At 65.6% G+C, this 22401-nt stretch carries 21 protein-coding genes; 10 read left to right on the top strand and 11 right to left on the bottom strand.

What is annotated here, in order from left to right; all coding sequences use genetic code 11:
• Positions 1–121 precede the first annotated feature (121 nt).
• The gene (locus tag B0G57_RS12780; RefSeq protein ID WP_026230241.1) at positions 122–319 is read left to right on the top strand and encodes a hypothetical protein; all 198 of its coding nucleotides are present in this window, start codon (positions 122–124) and stop codon (positions 317–319) included.
• A gap of 178 nt (positions 320–497) precedes the next feature.
• Here the strand turns inward: B0G57_RS12780 and B0G57_RS12775 are convergent, their stop codons facing one another.
• A complete protein-coding gene (locus tag B0G57_RS12775; protein WP_399277071.1) occupies positions 498–893 on the bottom strand; it encodes a hypothetical protein in 396 nt (131 codons plus the stop codon).
• 163 nt (positions 894–1056) lie between these two features.
• On the opposite strand from B0G57_RS12775, the gene glpD reads away from it, so the two are divergent.
• From glpD to B0G57_RS12740, 7 genes are all read left to right on the top strand, one after another.
• On the top strand, positions 1057–2655 hold the full coding sequence (glpD, locus tag B0G57_RS12770) for a glycerol-3-phosphate dehydrogenase (RefSeq protein ID WP_399277073.1): 1599 nt from the start codon (positions 1057–1059) through the stop codon (positions 2653–2655).
• 85 nt (positions 2656–2740) lie between these two features.
• The gene (glpK, locus tag B0G57_RS12765; RefSeq protein WP_018443743.1) at positions 2741–4240 is read left to right on the top strand and encodes a glycerol kinase GlpK; all 1500 of its coding nucleotides are present in this window, start codon (positions 2741–2743) and stop codon (positions 4238–4240) included.
• Between the two features lie 149 nt (positions 4241–4389).
• Positions 4390–5097 (top strand): MIP/aquaporin family protein, encoded by a 708-nt coding sequence (locus B0G57_RS12760; protein WP_018443742.1) that lies wholly within the window; start codon positions 4390–4392, stop codon positions 5095–5097.
• Positions 5098–5430: 333 nt separating this feature from the next.
• The gene (gene miaB / locus B0G57_RS12755; RefSeq protein ID WP_018443741.1) at positions 5431–6798 is read left to right on the top strand and encodes a tRNA (N6-isopentenyl adenosine(37)-C2)-methylthiotransferase MiaB; all 1368 of its coding nucleotides are present in this window, start codon (positions 5431–5433) and stop codon (positions 6796–6798) included.
• A gap of 42 nt (positions 6799–6840) precedes the next feature.
• Positions 6841–7914, top strand: a complete 1074-nt coding sequence (locus B0G57_RS12750; protein WP_018443740.1) for a PhoH family protein — start codon at positions 6841–6843, stop codon at positions 7912–7914.
• Positions 7915–7995: 81 nt separating this feature from the next.
• On the top strand, positions 7996–8475 hold the full coding sequence (gene ybeY, locus B0G57_RS12745; protein WP_018443739.1) for an rRNA maturation RNase YbeY: 480 nt from the start codon (positions 7996–7998) through the stop codon (positions 8473–8475).
• Between the two features lie 21 nt (positions 8476–8496).
• Positions 8497–9177, top strand: coding sequence for a gamma-glutamylcyclotransferase (locus B0G57_RS12740; RefSeq protein WP_018443738.1), 681 nt, complete (start codon positions 8497–8499; stop codon positions 9175–9177).
• A 27-nt stretch (positions 9178–9204) separates the two neighbouring features.
• Here B0G57_RS12740 and B0G57_RS12735 read toward each other — a convergent pair whose 3' ends face one another.
• Positions 9205–9795 (bottom strand): DUF4337 domain-containing protein, encoded by a 591-nt coding sequence (locus B0G57_RS12735; protein ID WP_026230238.1) that lies wholly within the window; start codon positions 9793–9795, stop codon positions 9205–9207.
• A 171-nt stretch (positions 9796–9966) separates the two neighbouring features.
• Here B0G57_RS12735 and B0G57_RS12730 point away from each other — a divergent pair, with 171 nt between their 5' ends.
• Positions 9967–10860, top strand: a complete 894-nt coding sequence (locus B0G57_RS12730) for an HlyC/CorC family transporter (RefSeq protein ID WP_018443736.1) — start codon at positions 9967–9969, stop codon at positions 10858–10860.
• Entirely contained in the window at positions 10861–12609 is a 1749-nt protein-coding gene (gene lnt, locus B0G57_RS12725; RefSeq protein WP_018443735.1) for an apolipoprotein N-acyltransferase, read from the top strand.
• 84 nt (positions 12610–12693) lie between these two features.
• Here lnt and B0G57_RS12720 read toward each other — a convergent pair whose 3' ends face one another.
• From B0G57_RS12720 to B0G57_RS12680, 9 genes are all read right to left on the bottom strand, one after another.
• Complete coding sequence (locus tag B0G57_RS12720) at positions 12694–13569, bottom strand: M48 family metallopeptidase (protein ID WP_018443734.1); 876 nt, start codon at positions 13567–13569, stop codon at positions 12694–12696.
• Complete coding sequence (locus tag B0G57_RS12715) at positions 13526–14305, bottom strand: lysophospholipid acyltransferase family protein (RefSeq protein ID WP_018443733.1); 780 nt, start codon at positions 14303–14305, stop codon at positions 13526–13528. The genes B0G57_RS12720 and B0G57_RS12715 overlap by 44 nt, the downstream gene beginning before the upstream one ends.
• Before the next feature lie 22 nt (positions 14306–14327).
• A complete protein-coding gene (gene gmhB, locus B0G57_RS12710) occupies positions 14328–14879 on the bottom strand; it encodes a D-glycero-beta-D-manno-heptose 1,7-bisphosphate 7-phosphatase (protein ID WP_018443732.1) in 552 nt (183 codons plus the stop codon).
• 3 nt (positions 14880–14882) lie between these two features.
• Positions 14883–17024, bottom strand: coding sequence for a glycine--tRNA ligase subunit beta (glyS, locus tag B0G57_RS12705; protein WP_018443731.1), 2142 nt, complete (start codon positions 17022–17024; stop codon positions 14883–14885).
• Between the two features lie 25 nt (positions 17025–17049).
• Entirely contained in the window at positions 17050–18057 is a 1008-nt protein-coding gene (gene glyQ, locus B0G57_RS12700) for a glycine--tRNA ligase subunit alpha (RefSeq protein WP_020566546.1), read from the bottom strand.
• 273 nt (positions 18058–18330) lie between these two features.
• Complete coding sequence (gloA, locus tag B0G57_RS12695; RefSeq protein WP_018443729.1) at positions 18331–18717, bottom strand: lactoylglutathione lyase; 387 nt, start codon at positions 18715–18717, stop codon at positions 18331–18333.
• Positions 18718–18836: 119 nt separating this feature from the next.
• The gene (gene rsmA / locus B0G57_RS12690) at positions 18837–19682 is read right to left on the bottom strand and encodes a 16S rRNA (adenine(1518)-N(6)/adenine(1519)-N(6))-dimethyltransferase RsmA (RefSeq protein WP_026230237.1); all 846 of its coding nucleotides are present in this window, start codon (positions 19680–19682) and stop codon (positions 18837–18839) included.
• A gap of 80 nt (positions 19683–19762) precedes the next feature.
• Positions 19763–20821 carry a 4-hydroxythreonine-4-phosphate dehydrogenase PdxA gene (pdxA, locus tag B0G57_RS12685; RefSeq protein WP_018443727.1) on the bottom strand — a complete coding sequence of 353 codons (1059 nt, stop codon included), beginning with the start codon at positions 20819–20821 and terminating at the stop codon, positions 19763–19765.
• An 84-nt stretch (positions 20822–20905) separates the two neighbouring features.
• Complete coding sequence (locus B0G57_RS12680) at positions 20906–22324, bottom strand: peptidylprolyl isomerase (RefSeq protein ID WP_018443726.1); 1419 nt, start codon at positions 22322–22324, stop codon at positions 20906–20908.
• Between the last annotated feature and the right edge of the window lie 77 nt (positions 22325–22401).

Here is a 22401-nt window from a genome sequence, read left to right as displayed (position 1 = left end):
CCCGGCGCATGACCGCGTTCAAGCGCCGCGATGTCTCCCTCTTCCGCCAAGGTGGAGTTCGACGGCAACCGCAAACGCGGCCGCCGCGGCAATTCGATTGCCCATGCATGGAGAGAACGAAATGCTGAGTCCGCATGAATTCGCTACGTTGCTACTCGTGAAGGATGCCCCGAACCAAGTCGATATGGACCGAGAAGAACTCGATGCACTCCTCGAGCATCAACTCGTGCGTCTCGAGAGCCTCGCCTCGGGCCACCGCGAATTGCGCCTGACCGAATCGGGCGATTCTGCGGTCAAAGCAATCAAACGCCTGTCGTAGGTTCCACCGGTTTCACCCGCTTTCGAAGCCTTGCGGCGCACCGCGCCGAAAGGCGGGCTTACGTGCGGCGCCATCGTAGGCCCGATCCCGTGGTCTGCTCAGGCCGGTAGCGCGCTCGCCGCGATGCGGCGCGCTCGGATTTGGGTGGAACCGCTCCCCTGCGCCCTTCAGTTCACCCCTAGCCTCCGCGCAGCGACGGATCCACGGCCGCGCGCCAATTGATCGCCTTCACGCGCGCCTCGTTGAAAAATTCCGCCCAGGCCGGCCGGGCATCCGAACCGCCCGCGACCAGCGCCGCATGCCGCTCGGCAATGGAGTTTTGAAACGCGCAAAAGTCGGCCTGTGTCACGCGGCGGTGCCGATAGCCGACATAGGCGTCGAGCAGCGCGGAATAGACGGCCGGCGCATCCGCACCGTAGTCCGCCTGCACGCCGCATTGCGCCTGCAGCGCCGAGAGCGGCGGCGCGCCGAATCCGGCCACGCCCGCCGCGCATCCCGTAGCGAGCACGACCGCCAGCGCCACACCGCACCATCCGAATCCTCGCATCGTCCACCTCTTCGCAGTTTTCGTCATAGTAGCGCCGCACACACCCTCGCGCGCTGACGGCATGCGCGCCGCTCAAACCCGCGGCGCACGAGTCATTCCCTTTACTTTTTCGAAAATGTTCGATAGATTTCGAAAACGAACATGACGCGTTCGCTACGCTTTCCCATACCGGCGAATCGCGGCCATGCAGATGGCCAGGCAAAGAGGTGAGCGAGTGACAGAACTGAGGGAAGGGGCGCGATACGATCTGCTCGTCGTCGGCGGCGGCATCAACGGAGCAGGAATCGCGCGAGACGCCGCGGGGCGCGGGCTCGCCGTGCTGCTCGTCGAACAGGACGATCTCGCCGGGCATACGTCGTCGTCGAGCACGAAGCTCATTCACGGCGGGCTGCGCTACCTCGAATACAAGGAGTTTTCGCTCGTTCGGAAAGCGTTGAAGGAGCGCGAGACACTATTGCGCGCCGCACCGCACATCATCCGCCCGTTGCGCTTCGTGATGCCGCATATGCCGAATCTGCGTCCGGCGTGGCTGATTCGCGCCGGGCTTTTCCTCTACGACCACCTCGCGCGGCGCGAGCTGCTGCCGGGCTCGCGCGGCATCGTCATGCGCCGTCATCCGGCCGGAGCGCCGCTCGTCGATTCGATCGACCGCGGGTTCGTCTACTCCGACGGCTGGGTCGACGACGCGCGGCTCGTCGTGCTGAACGCGCTCGATGCGAGCGAACGCGGGGCCGCGATTGAAACCCGCACGAAGCTGGTCAGAGCCGTCCGTGCCGGAGGCGAATGGCAAGCCGAGCTCGAGCGCGCCGACGGCACGCGGCTGGCCGTCCGTGCCCGCGCACTCGCGAACGCGGCGGGGCCGTGGGTCGGCCAGGTCCTGCACGAGGCGCTAGGGCGCGGCGCACAGCATACCGTGCGACTGGTCAAGGGCAGTCATATCGTGACGCGGCGCCTCTTCGAGCACGATCACGCGTACATATTTCAAAACCCCGACAAGCGGATCATCTTCGCGATCCCCTACGAGCGTGAGTTCACACTGATCGGCACGACGGACGTCGAGTATCACGACGATCCAGCCCGAGTCGCGATCGACGACGCGGAGATACGCTACCTCTGCGAATCGATCAATCGCTACTTCAAGCGCAAGATCGCACCGGCCGACGTCTGCTGGAGCTACTCGGGCGTGCGGCCGCTCCTCGAGGAGGAAGGCGCCGCCGACCCGTCGGCCGTCACGCGCGACTACCGGCTCGAGATCGATACCGGCACGAACGCGAGCGGACCAGACGCCCCTCTGTTGTCAGTCTTCGGGGGCAAGATCACGACGTTTCGCAAGCTCGCCGAAGAGGCCGTGGACCTCCTCGGCGAGGCGCTCGACCACCGCGCGCCCGGATGGACGGCGGGTGCGGCGCTGCCGGGCGGCGACATCGCGAACGGGCAATTCGATCGGTTTGCAGCACGCTTCGCGAGCGGGCATCCTTGGCTTCCGGCGGAGCTTGCGCACCGCTATGCGCGAGCTTACGGCACCCGGGCCGAGCGCATGATCGGCGAGGCGCGCTCGCTCTCCGATCTCGGGGCCGAGCTGGCGCCCGGGCTGTACGAGCGCGAACTGGCCTATCTGAGCGGCACGGAGTGGGCGCGCTGCGCCGACGACGTGCTCTGGCGCCGTTCGAAGCTCGGTCTTCATCTCGCGCCGGGCACGCTCGACGCGGTGCGATCGCGGATCGACACGTGGTTCACCCGATCCCGGTCGCGTGACAGCGCTTCGCGGGATTCCGTTTTTTCGCAGTAACCGGCGGCGCGCAAAGCGCGGCCGGAGCAAACACACGCCGCACGCGGGCCGCGGCGAATGACGACAATCACATGGAGGGCAGACAATGCAGGACCAATACATTCTTGCGCTCGATCAAGGCACGACCAGTTCGCGCGCGATGGTCTTCGACCGAATGGGCAATATCGTCTCCGTCGCCCAAAAGGAGTTCACGCAGATTTACCCCCGGCCCGGCTGGGTCGAGCACGATCCGCAGGAGATTTGGTCGACGCAGGCCGGCGTCGCGGCCGAAGCCGTCACGCGCGCAGGCTTGAACGGCGGCTCGATCGCCGCGATCGGCATCACGAATCAGCGCGAGACGACGATCGTCTGGGATCGCGAGACGGGCCAGCCCATCCACAACGCGATCGTCTGGCAGGACCGCCGCACGGCCGAGCTCTGCGACACACTCAAAGCACAAGGGCTGGAGGCCAAGGTCCGCGCGAAGACTGGGTTGCCGATCGACGCCTACTTCTCGGCAACGAAAATCCGCTGGATTCTCGATAACGTCGAGGGCGCGCGCGAAAAAGCCAAGCAAGGCAAGCTCGCATTCGGCACCGTGGACAGCTGGCTCGTCTGGAACTTCACGAAGCACGCGCTGCACGTCACCGACGTGACGAACGCCTCCCGCACGATGCTATTCAACATCCATACGCTGCAATGGGATGGCGACCTGCTCGAAGCGCTCGATATCCCCAGCAGCATGCTGCCCGAAGTGCGGTCCTCGTCCGAGGTCTACGGGCCGACGGTGACGACCGTCTTTGCCTCGAAGATTCCGCTCGCGGGCATCGCGGGCGATCAGCACGCCGCCCTCTTCGGGCAAATGTGCACGAAGTCGGGCATGGTGAAGAACACTTACGGCACCGGCTGCTTTCTCGTCATGAACACGGGCGCGAAGCCGATCGAATCGAAGAACAACCTTGTTACCACGCTCGCCTGGAAGATCGGCGATCGTGTCGACTACGCACTCGAAGGCAGCATCTTCATCGCGGGGGCCGTGGTTCAGTGGCTGCGCGACGGTCTCGGCATCATCAAGTCGGCGAGCGAAGTGGAAGCGCTCGCCGCGAGCGTGCCGCATTGCGACGGCGTGTACCTGGTGCCGGCCTTCGCCGGCCTCGGCGCGCCTCATTGGAACCCGCGAGCGCGCGGCACCGTGTTCGGCGTAACGCGCGGCACGACGAGCGCACACCTCGCGCGCGCGGCGCTCGATTCGATCGCCTACCAGTCAGTCGACGTGCTGACGGCCATGCAAGCCGATTCGGGTATCCGCGTGGGCGAATTGCGTGTCGACGGCGGCGCCTGCGCGAACGATCTGCTCATGCAGTTTCAGGCCGACTTGCTCGGCGTGGCGGCCGTGCGCCCGCGCGTCAGCGAGACGACGGCGCTCGGCGCCGCCTATCTCGCCGGGCTGGCAGTCGGGTACTGGAAAGACATCGGCGAGCTCGAGAGCCAGTGGCAGCTCGACAAGCGTTTCTCGCCGGCGATGGAGCGAGGAGCGGCGCGCGAGTGCCTGGCCGGCTGGCAACGCGCGGTCGCGGCCGCGAAAGCCTGGGCGGACGCCACCTGACTCGCGCCGGCGGACGGCCGAGCCCCGCTCACCGATCGCATGGGCCGTGCGACCGAAGAGCAGCCGATCCGAACGACAAAAAAGCAAGCGCGGGCGGCATCGCCCCAACCCGCGACTCGATACCAACGAATGCCATTCCGGAGACAACCATGTCACCTCTCATTGCTGAATTCGTCGGCACGGCGCTGCTCGTGCTGCTCGGCAACGGCGCCGTTGCCAATGTGTTGCTCGCGCGCACGAAGGGCAAGGGCGCCGATCTCATCGTCATCGTCTGGGGCTGGGCAATGGTCGTGTTCGTTGCCGTATACGTCACGGCTTCGTTCAGCGGCGCTCACCTGAACCCGGTCGTCACCGTGAGTCTCGCGCTCGCCGGCAAATTCGCCTGGAGCAAGGTGCCCGGCTACGTGGCGGCGCAGATGCTCGGCGGGATGGCGGGTGCCTTCCTGGTCTGGCTCGCCTACCGGCAACACTTTTCGAAGACCGACGATCCCGACGTCAAGCTCGCCTGCTTCTGCACTGCGCCGGCGATCCGCAGCGTGCCGCACAATGTCGTGACCGAAATGATCTGCACGTTCGTGCTGATTCTCGGCGTGCTCTATCTGGCCTCACCGCAGGTGGGCCTCGGCGCACTCGACGCACTGCCCGTCGGCCTGCTCGTGCTCGGCATCGGCATCTCGCTGGGCGGGCCGACCGGCTACGCGATGAGTCCGGCGCGCGATCTGGCGCCGCGCCTCATGCATGCGCTGCTGCCGATTCCGGGCAAACGCGGGAGCGACTGGCGCTATGCGTGGATCCCTGTATGCGGGCCGCTCGCGGGCGGAGCGATGGCATCGTGGGTCTATATGCACATGCATTGACGCCGCGAACAACGAGCCCCGACCCGCTCGACGAAAGGTAGAGCAGGACCGCGCAATCTACGTGTCATGGGGCCTCATCAAACAAAAAAGCATCCCGCGAGGTCGGCCGCCTCCAGGGATGCGCCCCATGCTCATCTACGACTCACTCTTTTGCGATTGCGATGGCGCCGAGGTGCCGGACGCACGCTCCCCGAGCCGAGGACGGCAACCTAAAGGGCTATAATCAAGGGCTATGCGGAGCGTGGCGTGGCGTGCCGGTCCGGCCGGCCGAGATCGCGCCCTTATTTTTCGAATTTCACCGCCCCCAGGTCAACCACTGCGATCGGCGACTTCATGACCAAAAAAGTGTATGTAAAGACCTTCGGCTGCCAGATGAACGAGTACGACTCCGACAAGATGATCGACGTGCTCGGGCAGGCGGAAGGCCTCGTCAAGACGGATACGCCCGAAGAGGCCGACGTCATCCTCTTCAATACGTGCTCGGTGCGTGAAAAAGCGCAGGAAAAGGTCTTCTCGGATCTGGGCCGCGTGCGCGAGCTCAAGGAAGCGAACCCCGATCTGCTGATCGGCGTCGGCGGCTGCGTCGCCAGCCAGGAAGGCGCGGCCATCGTTGCGCGCGCGCCTTATGTCGATCTGGTCTTTGGGCCGCAGACGCTGCATCGCCTGCCGCAGATGATCGGCGCGCGCCGCGCGACGGGGCGGGCGCAAGTCGACATTTCGTTTCCCGAGATCGAGAAGTTCGACAATCTGCCGCCCGCGCGCGTCGAAGGTCCGAGCGCGTTCGTCTCCATCATGGAAGGCTGCAGCAAGTACTGCAGCTACTGCGTCGTGCCATACACGCGCGGCGAGGAAGTGTCGCGCCCGCTCGACGACGTGCTGACTGAAATCGCCGGCCTCGCCGACCAGGGCGTGCGTGAAGTGACGCTGCTCGGCCAGAACGTCAACGCGTACCGCGGACCGCTCACGGCGGGCTGCCCGGAGATCGCCGACTTCGCCACGCTGATCGAATATGTCGCCGACATGCCCGGCATCGAGCGGATTCGCTACACGACCTCGCACCCCAAAGAGTTCACGCAGCGCCTCATCGACACCTACGCGAAGGTCGACAAGCTCGTTTCGCACCTGCACTTGCCGGTGCAGCACGGCTCCGACCGCATCCTCATGGCGATGAAGCGCGGCTACACGGTGCTCGAGTACAAATCGGTGATCCGCCGGCTGCGCGCGATCCGCCCCGACCTGTCGCTCTCGACCGACATCATCGTCGGCTTTCCAGGCGAGACTGAAGCCGATTTCGCCAAGACGATGGCGCTCGTCGACGAGATGAATTACGACACGAGCTTTTCGTTCATCTACAGCCCGCGCCCCGGCACGCCGGCCGCGAACCTGCACGACGATACGCCGCGGGAAGTGAAGCTGAAGCGCCTGCAACACCTGCAGGCGACGATCGATGGCAACGCCGCGCGGATCAGCCAGTCGATGGTGGGTGGCATCGAGCGCATTCTCGTCGAGGGACCGTCGCGCAAGGATCCGACCGAGCTCGCCGGACGCACGGCAAACAATCGCGTCGTGAACTTTCCGGCGCCGCCCGCGGCGCACGCGCGCCTCATCGGGCAAATGATCGACGTGCGCATCGGTCATGCTTATCCGCACTCGCTGCGCGGCGAGCTCCTGCTCGCCGATGCCGATCTCGCGGCGCATTGAGAATCCTCTTTCAGGACTACCGTTCGGGACAACCGTTTGACCTTGAAAACAGCCCAGCCCCTGGAATTCAACGCACCGCGCGACGACAATGCGCGCCTTGCCAACCTTTGCGGACCGCTCGACGAGAATCTGCGGCAGATCGAGCAGGCACTCGATGTGACGCTGCAGCGCCGCGGGCACCGGATCGCGATCCGCGGGCGCGGCGCCAAGGTTGCGCTCGGCGCGCTCGAGAACTTCTACAATCGCGCGCGCGAGCCGCTATCGGTCGACGACATTCAACTCGCCCTCGTCGAGGCACGCCATCCCGGCAACCGTGGCGCGGGCATGGCCGACGAACCGCTCGAGGCGGCGGGCGTCCGCTATGACCCCGATCACCCGTTCGACGAGCCGGCGGGGCTCGACGACGAGGATCTGGAAGAGCTCGGGCCCAAGCTCTATACGCGCCGGGCCGATCTGCGCGGGCGTACGCCGCACCAGCGCGAATACCTCAAACAGATTGTTTCGCACGACGTGACGTTCGGCGTCGGGCCGGCCGGCACGGGCAAGACCTATCTCGCCGTGGCCTGCGCGGTCGACGCGCTCGAGCGCGATCAGGTGAAGCGCATCGTGCTCACGCGGCCGGCCGTCGAAGCGGGCGAGCGCCTCGGCTTCCTGCCGGGCGACCTCGCGCAGAAGGTCGATCCGTATCTGCGCCCGCTTTATGACGCGCTATACGATCTGCTCGGCTTCGACAAGACGGCCAAGATGTTCGAGCGGCAGATGATCGAGATCGCCCCGCTCGCCTACATGCGCGGCCGTACGCTCAATCATGCGTTCATCATTCTCGACGAAGCGCAGAACACGACGCCCGAGCAGATGAAGATGTTCCTCACGCGCATCGGCTTCGGCTCGAAAGCGGTGGTCACCGGCGACACGACGCAGGTCGACCTGCCGCGCGGGGCAAAAAGCGGGCTCATCGAAGCGCAGCAGGTGCTCGCGAACGTGCGCGGCATCGCGCTCACGCGGTTCACGAGTGTCGATGTCGTGCGTCATCCGCTCGTTGCCCGCATCGTCGAGGCTTATGACAAACATGCGAAAAACGACGACCAGGAAAAGCCCGGGCGCGACGATCGTTAGCGCCCATATGCCGCGGCGCCGGCGCGGGCAATGGCGTTGCGCGCCATTTCGAAGCGACGACGACAGAGGCGGCTTGCCCACATGAGCGCGACCCACACGCCCAAGCTGACGCTCGCGCTGCAATTCCCGGCAGCGTCGGCTTATCCCCGCCACAAGGCGCTGCTGACGCGCGCGCGCGTCGCGAAGTGGATCAAGTCGGCTCTCTTCGCCGACGGCGAGCTGACGCTGCGCTTCGTCGATGCCGACGAAGGCCGTCTGCTCAATCGCACCTATCGCGGCAAGGACTATGCGACGAACGTACTGACGTTCGCTTACGCGGAAAGCGCCGACGAGCCGGTCACGGGCGACATCGTCGTCTGCTGCCCCGTCATCGAAAGAGAAGCGGCCGAGCAAGGCAAAGCGCTCGAGGCGCACTACGCGCATATGATCGTGCACGGCACGCTGCACGCGCAGGGGTACGACCACGAGCAGGAGGACGAAGCGCGCGAGATGGAGGCGCTCGAAACCGATATTCTTGGAGGACTCGGTTTCGCCGATCCGTACGCCGAGCACGAACGTTGACGGCGCCCGACGAATTTCGACATGGCGCGATTTCCCGATTCCCCCAACCTTCCCCTCGATGACGGCGCCGCTGCCGCCGGCGATTGCGCCTATCCGCCCGCGTTGGCCGAAGGCCGGCTGCTGTCCGACGAGGAGCTCGCCGCGTCGCTCGCCCGTGCGTTGAAAGACTGGGACGGCAAGTGCGATCTCTGGCTCTTCGGCTATGGATCCCTCATCTGGAACCCGGGCATGCCCGTGGCGGAAAGCGTGCGTGCGCGCGTGAACGGCTACCACCGCGGGCTTTACCTTTGGTCGCGCGTCAACCGCGGCACCCCCGAGCAGCCGGGGCTCGTGCTCGCGCTCGATCGCGGCGGCTCCTGCACGGGCGTGGCCTTCCGGCTCACCGGTGAAACGGCGATGCCGCATCTGCAAGCGCTATGGCAACGCGAAATGCCGATGGGCTCGTATCGGCCGCAGTGGCTGCCCTGCCGGCTCGTCGACGGGCGGTGCGTCCCGGCGCTCGCGTTTGTCATGCGGCGCGATGTCCCCACCTATACCGGAAAGCTGCCCGATGCCGTCGTCAAGGCGGTGTTCGGCTGCGCGCGCGGGCGCTACGGCACGACGCTCGATTATGTGAGCCGCACCGTGCAGGCATTGCGCGAAAGCGGCATGCCCGATCGCGCGCTCGAGGCCTTGCTCGCGCGCTGCCGCGCGGACGATTGAGCTTTCCGAGGGCCCCGCTTCGCTGACTCACAATCCCGCCGCGGCCGCCACGCCGACGAGCACGCCGACGCCGGCCACACCCAACGCCCCGACGAGCAGCCATCGGCGTCGCGTCAACAGCGTGATCGCCGCCAGCGAAATCGCGATCTGCGTAAGCGTCGTGGCCTGCGCCCAGCGATGATGCCTATGGAGCTGCTCTTCGCTTTCGGCGTCGGCTTCGCGCACGCCCTTCTCGAGCGCTTCGGCATGCTGGCGGATCGCCGCCTTCTGCTGCTCGTACTTGGCGACGTCGGCCTGGAACTTCGCGCTCGCCGCCGTATCCTTGCTCGTCAAGGCCGCACCGAGCTCGGCGAGGTTCTGCTTTTCGCCCTTCGCCTGATAGTAGCTCCACTGATCGGCCGCCTCGGTCTTGCGGATCGCCGCTTCGTTCTTGTAAAACAGCGCGAGGCCTTCCGTCGAGCCGCCCTGATACGAGAAAATCGCGCCCAACGTCGCGAATACGGCCGTCATGACCGCGACCCGACCCGCGAACGGATCGGGCGGCGCATGATGACCGCCATGTCCCGCATGTTCGAGGGCTTCGTCATGAGGACCGTGCACTTCAAAATCGTCCGACATATTTGTTTCGCGCGAGAAGGGTAAAAGAGCACCGTGCATGAGGTATGCGCGCATTCGTCGACGCGCGTTGCGCGACTTTATCAGGATGGCGCGCGCGCTTGGAGAGTCTTGCGCCTGGTGTATCCTTAACTTTCCGCTTACCACGCGTCCGGCCGTCTCGGACGCTTCGCCATGAACGACTCCTATCCCAGTCGACGACACACCGACAAACCGCATGAAAAGCGTTCGCTGCTCGAACGCCTGACCGATTTCATCTCGCCCGAGCCCGAAACGCGCAGCGAGCTGCTCGAAATCCTGCAGGACGCGCATACGCGCAATCTCATCGATGCGGATTCGCTCTCGATGATCGAAGGCGTATTCCAGGTCTCCGACCTATCCGCGCGCGACATCATGATCCCGCGCGCGCAGATGGACGCGATCAACATCGCCGAGCCCCCCGAGCAGTTCATTCCGTACGTCCTCGAGAAGGCCCACTCGCGCTATCCCGTCTATGAAGGCAACCGCGACAACGTGATCGGCGTCCTGCTCGCGAAGGACCTGTTGCGCTACTACGCGGAAGAGGATTTCGACGTGCGCGGCATGTTGCGGCCCGCCGTATTCATTCCCGAGTCGAAGCGGCTCAACGTGCTGCTGCATGATTTCCGCGTGAACCGCAATCACATTGCGATCGTCGTCGACGAATACGGCGGCGTTGCCGGCCTCATCACGATCGAAGACGTGCTGGAGCAGATCGTCGGTGACATCGAGGACGAGTACGACTTCGACGAAGAAAGCGGGAACATCATCGCGTCGCCCGACGGCCGCTACCGCGTGCGCGCGCTGACCGAAATCGAGCAGTTCAACGAAACCTTCGGCACGCAGTTCTCCGACGAGGAAGTCGACACGATCGGCGGCCTCGTCACGCATCGCTTCGGCCGCGTGCCGCACCGCGGCGAGCGCATGCGCATCGACGACCTGATCTTCGAGGTGCTGCGCACCGACGCCCGCCAAATCCACATGCTGCTCGTACGGCGCGATCCGCTCGCCGGCCAGCGCGAGCGCGAACAGCAGCACGTGGAGAGCTGAGTGGCCGAACCGATTTTGCCCCGCGCGCGCCAACGCGCAGCCACCTCGGTCGATGCGGCGAACGCCGCCGGCGCCAGCCTCCGTTCCGGTAGCGCCGGACGCTACGATCGCCCAGGCCGCCCGTTCGACCGACCGATCTCGGCACCGCGAGCGCTGCCCCGCTGGCATTACCTTGCCGCGCTCGCGGCCGGCGCGGCCAACACGCTGTCGTTTGCGCCGACGCCGCATGGCGGCTGGCTCGCGCTCGCGCTGTTCGCTTTTCTCTACGCCTGGCTCACGCGCACGACCGGCTGGAAAAGCGCGGCGCTGACGGGTGGGGCGTTCGGCCTCGGCAACTTCGTCACGGGCGTCTGGTGGCTTTACGTCAGCATGCACGACTATGGCGGGATGGCGGCGCCGCTCGCGGGCGCGGCGGTCATGCTGTTTTCGCTCTATCTCGCGCTCTACCCCGCCCTATCCGCGGGCCTATGGTCGTTTTGCGCCGGCCATGCCGAAAACGTCAGTCGACGCGGTGAATTGCCGTTCTACCCGACGTGGCACGGCACGTTCGCGTTCGCGAGCGCATGGGCGATCGGAGAATGGCTGCGCGGCACGATGCTGACCGGCTTTCCGTGGCTCGCGAGCGGGTACGCGCAGGTGGACGGCCCGCTGGCGGGCTTCGCGCCGATTGCGGGCGTTTATGGAGTCGGGTGGATCGGAGCGCTCGTCGCGGCGCTCATCGTTCAGGCGGTCCACGCGGGCATCGCGCGCCGCGGCCGCGGCCGCGAGCGGTGGGTAGCCGCCGCGATATGCCCGGGGCTGCTCGCGCTGGCGCTCATCGCGAGCGGCATGCTGCTCACGCGCGTCGCGTGGACCCTGCCGGCGAACGCGCCGCTCAACGCACGCGTTCTGCAAGGCAACGTCAAACAGGAAATGAAGTTCGACGAAGCGGGCGTGAGGGACGCTATCGCGCTCTATCAAAGGATGATCACGGAGAAGCCGGCCGATCTGATCGTCACGCCTGAAACGGCCGTGCCGCTGCTGCCGCAGCAGTTTCCGCCGCCGTTCGCGCAGGCTGTGCGCAAGTTTGCCGACAGCACCGGCTCATCCATCCTCGTTGGCGCGTTCGGCGCGACGATCACGCCCGATGGCCAGATGATCGATCCGACGAACAGCCTCTTCGGTATCACGCCGAACTCCAATGAGCTCTACCGCTACGACAAACGCCATCTCGTCCCGTTCGGCGAGTTCGTGCCGTTGGGCTTTCATTGGTTCGTGCAGCTCATGAATATCCCGCTCGGCGATCTCGCACGCGGCCAGCCGGTGCAGCGGCCGTTCATGGTCCACAACCAGCCGGTCGACGTCGATATCTGCTACGAAGACATCTTCGGCGAAGAGATCGCGCGCTCGCTGCGCGAAACGGCGACGCCGGCCGGCGTGCTCGTCAACGTGTCGAATCTCGCATGGTTCGGCGACACGATCGCGCTCGATCAGCATTTGCAGATGGCGCGCATGCGCACGCTCGAGACGGGCCGCCCGATGCTCGCGGCGACGAATACGGGAACGACGGCCGCGATCGACGCGCACGGCCGCGTCGTGGCGAAGCTGCCTGCGATGACGGTCGGCTCGCTCGACGTGACGGTTCAGGGCACGTCAGGCCGCACTCCCTATATCGCGGCGGGCAACAACATCGTGCTCGCCGTGTCGCTGATCCTGCTAGCCTTCGGCTTCGCGTTCGGGCCGGCCAGGCAAAAGCGGCGCAACGACTGAAGCGGGGACACAGAAGAGACGGAGCAATCAACGGCCTGGCGGGCTGCAACGCGCATCGAATAAGGGAGAAACGCAGCCCCCGCCTCACAATGCCGGCAGCAACTCCGGCGGATGATGCTTGAGCGTATGCCGCGCTTCGCGGAACTCGGGAAAGATTGACTCGACGGTTTGCCAAAAGCGCGGGCTATGGTTCATCTCGCGCAGATGCGCGAGTTCGTGCGCGACGACGTAATCGATGATCGAGAGCGGGAAGTGGATGAGGCGCCAGTTGAGCCGGATGCGCCCGTCGCTCGAGCAGCTGCCCCAGCGCGTCGCGGCCGATGACAACGCATACCCTTTGAAGCCGACGCCGAGCTTTTGCGCGTAGACGTCAAGCCGCTCGCCGAAAAGCCGCTTCGCCTCCCCTTGCAGCCAACCTTGCACGCGGTCCTTGATCTGCTGCGCGTCGGCGGATCCCGGCAGCGCGAGCGCGAGCAAGGCCGCGTCCACGTCGAAGGTCAACCTCCCGTGCGCCGACGCGAGCGCGATACGCACCGGCTTGCCCAGGTAGGGAATCTGCGCACCGTCCTGCCAGTCGATCCGCGGCAGCGCGCGCTGCTCGGCGCGCGTCTGCCATTCGGCCAGCTTGGCGAAGATCCAGCGTTCCTTGCCGACGATGGCCGCCTCGATGTCGGCAAGCGTGACCCAGCGCGGCGCCGTGATCGTGAGGCCGGTGCCATCGATCGCGAAACCGATCGTGCGCCGGGCCGATCGTTTCAAGGTGTACTCGAGCGTGCGGCCGTTCAGTGTCAGGCGGCGCAGCTTGGTGGCGGGGGCAAAGGGGGAAGCCGGCGTCTGCGTCGGCGACGAAGGGGACGACGGCGGCAAAGCGGCATCGACGTGCGGCTCGACGAAGAGCGGCAAGTCGAGCTGCCGGCTATCGAGTGCTTTGGCTGAACGGGGCGTTACGGGCTTCGGCATCGGCTTCCCTGTTCGAATAGGCGCCTGGGTCGATGCGGCGCATCTCGGCTTCGATCCATGTCTCGACGCGCGTATTGAGCTCGTCGGGGGTCAATCCTTTCGGATCGATCGGCTTGCCGATCGAAACGGTGACGACGCCCGGGTACTTGATGAACGAGTTGCGCGGCCAGACATGTCCTGCATTGTGCGCGATCGGGACGACGAGCGCTCCGGTATCGAGCGCGAAGCGCGCACCGCCGGTCTTGTACTTGCCCTGCTTGCCGACGGGCGTGCGCGTGCCTTCGGGAAACATGATGACCCAGGCGCCTTCGTCGAGGCGCCGGCGCCCCTGCTTGACGACCGAAGCAAAGGCGTACTTTCCTTCCTTGCGATTGATATGGATCATCTTCAGCATGCCGAGCGCCCAGCCGAAGAACGGCACGTAGAGCAGCTCACGCTTGAAGACGAAGCAAAGCGGGTGCGGCATCGTTGCCGGCAGCGCGAGCGTTTCCCAGGCCGATTGATGCTTCGAGAGCAGCACGGCGGGGCCGTCGGGCAAATTTTCGAGCCCCTCGACACGATGGCGGATCCCATTCAGGTGCCGCAGCACCGCGAGGGTCGAGCGGCACCAGCCGACGGCCATCCAGTACCGCTTGTCGGCACGCAGGAACGGAAAGGCGATGAAACAGGCGATCGCGTACGGAATCGTATAGGCGACGAGGTAGAGGAAAAGCAGAAGGGAGCGAAGGAAGCGCATCGGTGTCGTCGATCGATTGGCGTCACTCGTCCTGATCGGCGAGGTAAGTGAGCGCGAACGCCTTCAGATTTTCGTGCACGCGCGTGCCTTCGGGCAAGCCGCCCGCGACCAGCGTTTCGCCGCCTTTGCCCGTCAGCACGAGATGCGTTGGAAAGCCGAGCGCGGCGCCCGCCTGCAAGTCGCGCAGCGAATCGCCGACAACGGGCGTCACGGCCGGCTCGATCTCGAAGCGCTCGACGATCATCTTGAGGAGGCCCGGCTTCGGCTTTCTACACTCGCATTGGTCGTCCGCCGTGTGCGGGCAGAAAAACACGGCATCGATGCGCCCGCCGACGGCCGCTGCCGCGCGTTGCATCTTCGCGTGCATCGCGTTGAGCGCGGCCATGTCGAAGAGCCCGCGCCCGATGCCCGACTGATTCGAGGCGACGACGACGCGATAGCCGGCCTGATTGAGCCGCGCGATGGCCTCGAGACTACCCGGAATCGCGACCCATTCGTCCGGCGACTTGATGAACGCATCCGAATCGACGTTGATGACTCCGTCGCGATCGAGGATGACGAGTTTCTTGGTCATGGGCTAAGCCGCAAGCTTCGAAATATCGGCGACGCAATTCATTTGCGCGTGCAGCGCGGCGAGCAGCGCGAGCCGGTTCTTGCGCAGCGCCTCGTCGTCGGCATTGACCATGACGTCGTTGAAGAAGGTATCGACGGGGTCGCGCAGCGTCGCGAGCGCCGACAATGCGCGCGTGTAGTCGCGCTGCGCGAGCTGTAACTGGACCGCCGGCGCGACCTTGCCGAGCTCGTCGTTGAGCGCCTTTTCAGCGGCTTCGATGAGCAGCTTCGGCTCCACGCCAGGCCGGATGTCGGCAACCAACGGGGACACGGTCGCCGGCGCGGGCTTTGCCTCGGCATCCGACTTCTTGAGGATATTGGCGATCCGCTTATTGGCCGCGGCCAGCGCCTCGGCTTCAGGCAACGCCGCGAACTCGCGCACCGCGTCGAGTCGCTCGACGATATCGTCGAGCCGCCTCGGCTCGAGGCTCAGCACGGCCTCGACCTCGCCCGCCGTATAGCCGCGCTCGCGCAGCAAGCCGCGCAAGCGGTCCATGAAGAAGGCATAGAGCGCCTGAGTCGCTTCCGCAACATACGGCTCGCTCGCAAAGCAGGCATAGGCCGCGTGCAGCAGATCGACGAGATCGATCGGCAGCTGCTTCTCGATCAATAGGCGCAGCACGCCGAGCGCATGGCGGCGCAGCGCGAACGGATCCTTTTCGCCGGTCGGCACGAGGCCGATCCCCCAGATGCCGACGAGCGTCTCGAGCTTGTCGGCAAGCGCGACCGCGGTGCCCACGCCCGTCGAGGGCAGCGCGTCCCCCGAAAAGCGCGGCTGATAGTGCTCGCTGCAGGCGAGCGCCACATCCTCGGCTTCGCCGTCGTGCCGCGCGTAGTAAGTGCCCATCGTGCCCTGCAACTCGGGGAATTCGCCGACCATGTCGGTCAGCAGGTCCGCCTTCGCCAGATAAGCAGCGCGCCGCGCGAGTTCGACATCGGAATGAATGAACGGAGCGATCGTCCCCGTCAGCGCGACGAGTCGCTCGACGCGCTTCAGTTGGGACCCGAGCTTGTTGTGGTACACCACATTGGCGAGGAGGGGCACGCGCTCGGCCAGCGGCTTTTTCTTGTCCTGCTCGAAAAAGAACTTGGCGTCGGCCAATCGGGGGCGCACCACGCGCTCGTTACCTTCGACGATCTCGCCGGGCGTTTTGGTCTCGATATTCGAGACGATCAGAAACCTCGAGCGCAGCTTGCCGGCCGCGTCGGTCACCGCGAAGTACTTCTGGTTGGTCTGCATGGTGAGGATCAGGCATTCCTGCGGGACCTGCAGAAACTCGTCCTCGAAGCGGCACTCGTAGACCGCCGGCCACTCGACGAGCGCCGTCACTTCATCGAGCAAGGCATCCGGCATCAGCACCTTGTCGGCCTGCGCGTGCGCGAGCAGTTGCGTGGCGATCGTCTCGCGGCGCTCGGTGAAGCTCGCGACGACGCGCCCCTTCGTGCGCAACGTCGATGCGTATTCATCGGCATGGAGAATCGCCACGAGGCCTTCGGACATAAAGCGGTGGCCGAGCGTCGCGTCGCCGGCATCGATGCCGAAAGCCGTGACCGGGACGACCGCCTGGCCATGCAGGACGGTGAGCCGCTGGACCGGGCGCACGAATTGAACGCTCGTGCCGTCGGGACGCTGGTAGGTCATCACCTTCGGGATCGGCAGCTTCCCGAGCGCTTCGTCGAGCGCAGCCTGCAGGCCGTCCGCAAGCGTCGCGCCGGGCGCCGAGTAGCGGAGGAAAAACGCTTCCGCCTTGCCGTCGGACGCCCGTTCGAGCTCGTCGAGCCGAGTGTCGGGAAAGCCGAGCGCGGCGAGCTTTTTCGCGAGCGGCGCGGTGGGCTGGCCGTTCGCGTCCAGCGCGACCGAAACGGGCAGCACTTTTTCGCGCACATGCTTCTCGGGCGCGACGGCGCGCACGCGTTTGACGAGCACGGCGAGGCGGCGCGGTGTCGCGAAGCGCTCGAAAGACGGCTCGCCGTCTATCAGATCGCGCGCCGCGAGCCGCTCGACGAGCCCTTGCGCGAAGGCATCGGAGAGCCGCGCCAGTGCTTTCGGCGGCAGCTCCTCCGTCAGCAGTTCGACGAGCAGGGAGGCGGTGGAGTCTTGATTCATGTTGTCGGATCTTTGTCGGGTCTCGTCACTTCTCGTCGACCGTTCGCTCCGCTCTGAGCGGCGGCGTCCAGGCCGGCATCGCGGCGTCCTGCTCATCGGTCGTGAGGCCTCTCACGCCATGCACCGGGTTGCCGAGCATCGGGAAGCCGAGCTTCTCGCGCGAATCGTAGTAGGCCTGCGCAACCAGCCGCGAAAGTGCTCGGATCCGGCCGATATAAGCCGCGCGCTCCGTGACCGAAATCGCGCCGCGCGCATCCAGCAGGTTGAACGTGTGCGCAGCTTTCAGCACCAGCTCGTAGGCCGGCAGCGCGAGCTGCGCTTCGATCATCCGCTTCGACTCGGACTCGTAGCTGTTGAAAAGCGTGAAAAGAAGATCGACGTTCGCGAACTCGAAGTTGTAGGTCGATTGCTCGACTTCATTCTGGTGATAAACGTCGCCATAGCTGAGGCGCCGCAACTCCGGACCGTTCGGGCCCGCCTCTTCCCATTCGGTCCACACGAGGTCGTAGACGTTCTCGACCTTTTGCAGATACATTGCGAGGCGCTCGAGGCCGTAGGTGATTTCGCCGAGCACCGGCTTGCAATCGAGGCCGCCGACCTGCTGGAAATAAGTGAACTGCGTCACTTCCATGCCGTTCAGCCAGACTTCCCAGCCGAGCCCCCAGGCCCCGAGCGTCGGGTTCTCCCAGTCGTCTTCGACGAAGCGCACGTCGTTTTGCTTCAAGTCGAAGCCAAGCGCCTCGAGCGACCCTAGATAGAGATCGAGAATGTTTTCGGGCGCGGGCTTCAGCACGACCTGGTACTGGTAGTAGTGCTGCAGGCGGTTCGGGTTGTCGCCGTAGCGCCCGTCCTTCGGGCGGCGCGACGGCTGCACATAGGCGGCACGCCAGGGCTCGGGGCCGACGGCGCGCAGGAACGTGTGCACGTGCGACGTGCCGGCGCCGACTTCCATGTCGATCGGCTGAAGCAGCGCGCAGCCCTGTTGATCCCAATAGGACTGCAGCGTCAGGATGATTTGCTGGAACGTGAGCATGTCGTGCCTTTTGCGGCGGGCGGCGCATGAGGCCGCCGAGTTGCGCCGACGTGTCGAAAGGCCGGCCGGACTGGATTTCCGAATGCACGGCCGGGCGCGGGACGCGATCATTCATGCGACCCGCGCTGCGAAACGATGAATTTTACCGGATTGGTGCGGCGTTGAGGCTTTTGGCGGGTCGCGCTCGAGCGCGAGGGCGGTGGCGCAAGGCCGATCGGACAGTTCCATCGAGGGCAAAGCCACGCGGGCAATGGCGCGCGCGGCGCGGTTAGGTCAACGCTTCCTCTGAATGAACTCGATTTTGTAGCCATCCGGATCGGTGACGAATGCGATCACCGTCGTGCCGTGCTTCATCGGGCCCGCCTCGCGCACGACAGTGCCGCCTTGCGCCTTGATCTGTTCGCAGGCCGCGTACGCGTCGTCGACCTCGACGGCCAGATGACCGAATCCCGTGCCGAGGTCGTACGATGGCGTGTCCCAGTTGTGCGTGAGCTCGATGACGGTGCCGTCGCTTTCGTCCGTATAGCCCACGAATGCGAGCGTGAAGCGGCCCTCCGGATAGTCCTGCCGGCGCAACACCTTCATGCCGAGCAGGTTCGTATAAAACGCGATCGAGCGATCGAGATCGCCGACTCGCAGCATCGTATGAAGCAGGCGCATGCTGTCCTCCCTTCGGTCGAAAAACGGAACGCGACAAACCTTGAATCTATCAAGAAAGCCGAAACGCCGCTGCGAGCCCGGCGCGACTCGAGCGCCGAAACGGCCGCCGCACGGCTCGCTCACTCCGAAGGCACTCGCCCCGGCGCAAGCGCCTGCGCCACACGTACGTATTCGTCGACGGACACTTCTTCGGCTCGACGGGAGAGATCGAATCCGAGCGCATCGAAATCGACCTGCTCCCGGTAGGCGGACAACGTATTGCGCAGCATCTTGCGCCGCTGCGAAAACGCGGCCAGGACGAGATCGGCGAACGCCCGCTCGTCGACGGGCGCGAGCTCGTCCGGAGCAAACGGGATCATCCGCACGATCGCCGAATCGACTTTCGGCGGCGGCTGGAACGATTCCGGCGGCACGTCGAGCAGCTTGTCCATCACGTAGCGGTATTGCAGCATGACCGACAGGCGCCCGAACGCCTTCGAGCCCGGCTCGGCGACCATCCGCTCGACTACCTCGTTCTGCAACATGAAATGCTGGTCGACGACGATCGGCGCGAACGACATCAGGTGAAAGAGCAGCGGGCTGGAAATGTTGTACGGCAGATTGCCGACGATGCGCAGCGTCGGCCTGTCGCGCGTCTCGACGAGCGAGCTGAAATCGAACGCGAGCGCATCGCCGGCGTGCAGCGCGAGCCGTTCCCCGAATTTCTTCTCCAACCGCGCGATGAGGTCTCGATCGAGCTCGACCGCATGCAGCGGCGAGTCGGGCGTCGCGATCCGCTCGATGAGCGGCTCCGTCAGCGCGCCGAGCCCAGGGCCGATCTCGACCATGCGCTGGCCTCGCTCGGGACGGATCACGTCGACGATCGAATCGATGATGCCCATGTCGACGAGAAAGTTCTGCCCGAACCGTTTGCGCGCCAGGTGGCCTTCATGCTGGCGGCTTTGATGCTGTCTGCTCGTGGACATCGGGTCGTGGAAAGCGCGGAAAAGATGGAATTGAAGTGATGGATAATCGAGCGGCGCGGCGAATCGGCTCGAGCGCTCGCTCAAGCGCCGCGCCGGTTCCGCGCCATCGCCACCGCCGTGTCGATCGCGGCGATGAGGCTGCCCGCATCGGCCTGCCCGGTGCCGGCCAGATCGAGCGCCGTGCCGTGATCGACCGACGTGCGGATGATTGGCAGCCCAAGCGTCACGTTCACGCCTTCCCCAAACGTCGCGTACTTCAGCACCGGCAGCCCCTGATCATGGAACATCGCGAGCACGCAATCGGCTTGCTCGAGGTAGCGCGGTTGAAACAGCGTATCGGCGGGATACGGGCCGCGCGCGTCGATCCCGCGCTGCTCCGCGAGCGTCAGCGCCGGCGAGATCACATCGATCTCCTCGCGCCCGAGATAGCCGTTTTCGCCCGCGTGCGGATTCAGGCCCGTGACGAGAATTCTCGGCACGGGCAGCCCGAAATCGCGCCGCAAATCGTGATCGATAATCGCGAGCGTTTCGACGAGCCCATCGACCTTCAGCGCCGCCGGCACATCTTTCAGCGGCAGATGCGTCGTTGCGAGCGCGACGCGCAGCGGGCGCGCGCCCGTGCCCGCGAGCATCATCACGACGCGCGCGGTTCCCGTGCGCTGGGCAAGATACTCGGTGTGGCCCGTGAAAGGCACGCCCGCGTCGTTGATCGTGCTCTTTTGGAGCGGAGCCGTCACGATCGCATCGAAGGTGCCGGCGAGCGCGCCGTCGATGGCGCCGTCGAGCAGGCCGAGCACGTAACGACCGTTGGCCGCATCGAGCCGGCCGGCCTGAGCGGCGGTAGCAAGCGGACGATGCTCGACGTGCACGCGGACGTCGCTCGGCGGGCGCCCGCTGGTTGCGGCCATGCCGGTCGCAGCGGAGCCACCGACGAGCGCAGTCCAGTCGACGCCGACGGCGCGCGAGCGCGCCTCGAGCAAAGCCTCGTCGCCGAATACGGTGAAGTGGGCATCGGGCCAATGAGCCGCGGCGCCCGCGAGGGCCATCGCCGTCAGCTCCGGGCCGACGCCAGCCGGCTCGCCCGTCGTAATCGCGATCCGCAGGGGGGAACGCTTTTCGTTCGTCGTCGCGTTCGTCATCTCTCGTCGCTCATTGCGCCGCTGCACGCCTCAATCGCAGCGGCCGGCGCCTCGCTCCCGCACGGCGCCGCTTCTCTCGTGGCCTTACTGCTGCGCGAGCGAGCTGCCGAGCTTGTACTCGACGTAGGCCGAATCGCGCAGCTGCCGCAGCCAATCGGCGTACGCCTGCTCGGCCTTGCGCTGGCCGATCGCCTGCCGCGCCATATCCATCTGCTGCTGGATCGAGCCAGGCGCTTCGCGCCGGCCGAGCACCTGGATCAAGTGATAGCCGTACTCGCTGCGCACGGGCTCGCTGACCTCGCCGTCCTTCAGGTTGTTCATGGCCCGCTCGAACTCGGGCACCGTCTCGCCGGGGCTGATCCAGCCGAGGTCACCGCCTTGCGAGGCGGAGCCGTCCTGCGAGTACGATTGCGCGAACTTGGCGAAATCGCCGCCCTGTTCGATCTGCTGGCGGATTTCGAGCTCCTTCCTGCGCGCCTCTTGCTCCGAGAGGCCGGTCGGGCTCACGCGCAGCAGGATATGGCGCACATGCGTCTGCATGAGCTTTGCCGCCTCGCTCGTCGAGCCGCCGACGCCCGTGCGCCGATCGACGAGACGCATGATCTCGAAGCCTTCACTCGTGCGGATCAGATTGGGGCTGACCTGGCCGGGGCGCAACTGCGAAGACGCTTCGACGAACTCACTCGGCAACTGCGACGGCGGCTGAAAGCCGAGGTCCCCGCCCTTTTTTGCGTCGGCCGCCTGCGATTCATCCTTGGCGAGCGACTCGAAGTTCGCACCGTCCTTCTTGGCGCGATCGAGAATCGCCTGAGCCTTCTGCTGGGCCGCGGCGAGGACGTCTTGCGTCGCGCCGTCGGGCACCTTCACGAGGATATGCTCGATCCGCAAGTCCTGTTCCGCCTTCGAGCCGGGACCGCGTTGGCTCGCGATGTAGTTGACGACTTCCGCATCGGATACGCTGATCCGGCTGTCGACCTCGCGCTCGCGCAGCTTCGAAAGCGTGAGCTCGGTGCGCGCGTCGCGCGTGAAGACGGACCACGGCACGCCTTCCGCTTCGAGCCGCGCGCGGTAGACTTCGAGCGTCATGTTGTTGGCTTGGGCGAGGCGCTGCAACGTCGACTGCACGGCTGCATCGTCGATGTTGATGCCGTCTTCCTTCGCCTTTTGCAGCTGGATCCGCTCGAGCACCATTTGATCGAGCACTTGCTGCTTCAACTGCTCGGCGGGAGGCACCGGCGCATTTTGCTGCTGCAGACGACGCGCGACCAGATCGACACGCAGCTGCAGCTCGCGCTCGGTGATGACGTCGTCGTTGACGACGGCCGCGACGGAATCGACGGGCTGCGCCGCCTGTGACGATCCGGCCGTCGACGCGGGCGCGCCTTGCAATGCCTGCGCCGCCGCCGGCGTTGCCGGAACGACGAGAAAAACGACAAATAGGCCGCAAGCGGCGGCAATATGGGCCGCAAGCGTTGCCATGCGAAGCTTATTCGTGATTGCCACAGCTACTCCATTGTTGTCGGGCCGTCGAAAAACGAGGCCCTTCCCCGTCGTCTTGCAAAATGCTCCTCGCGCCCGCG

The sequence above is a fragment of the Trinickia symbiotica genome (assembly GCF_002934455.1).
In the GTDB taxonomy this organism is placed as follows: domain Bacteria; phylum Pseudomonadota; class Gammaproteobacteria; order Burkholderiales; family Burkholderiaceae; genus Trinickia; species Trinickia symbiotica.
Note: the sequence above shows the minus strand (reverse complement) of the source record. Positions and strands in the feature narration are given on the sequence as shown.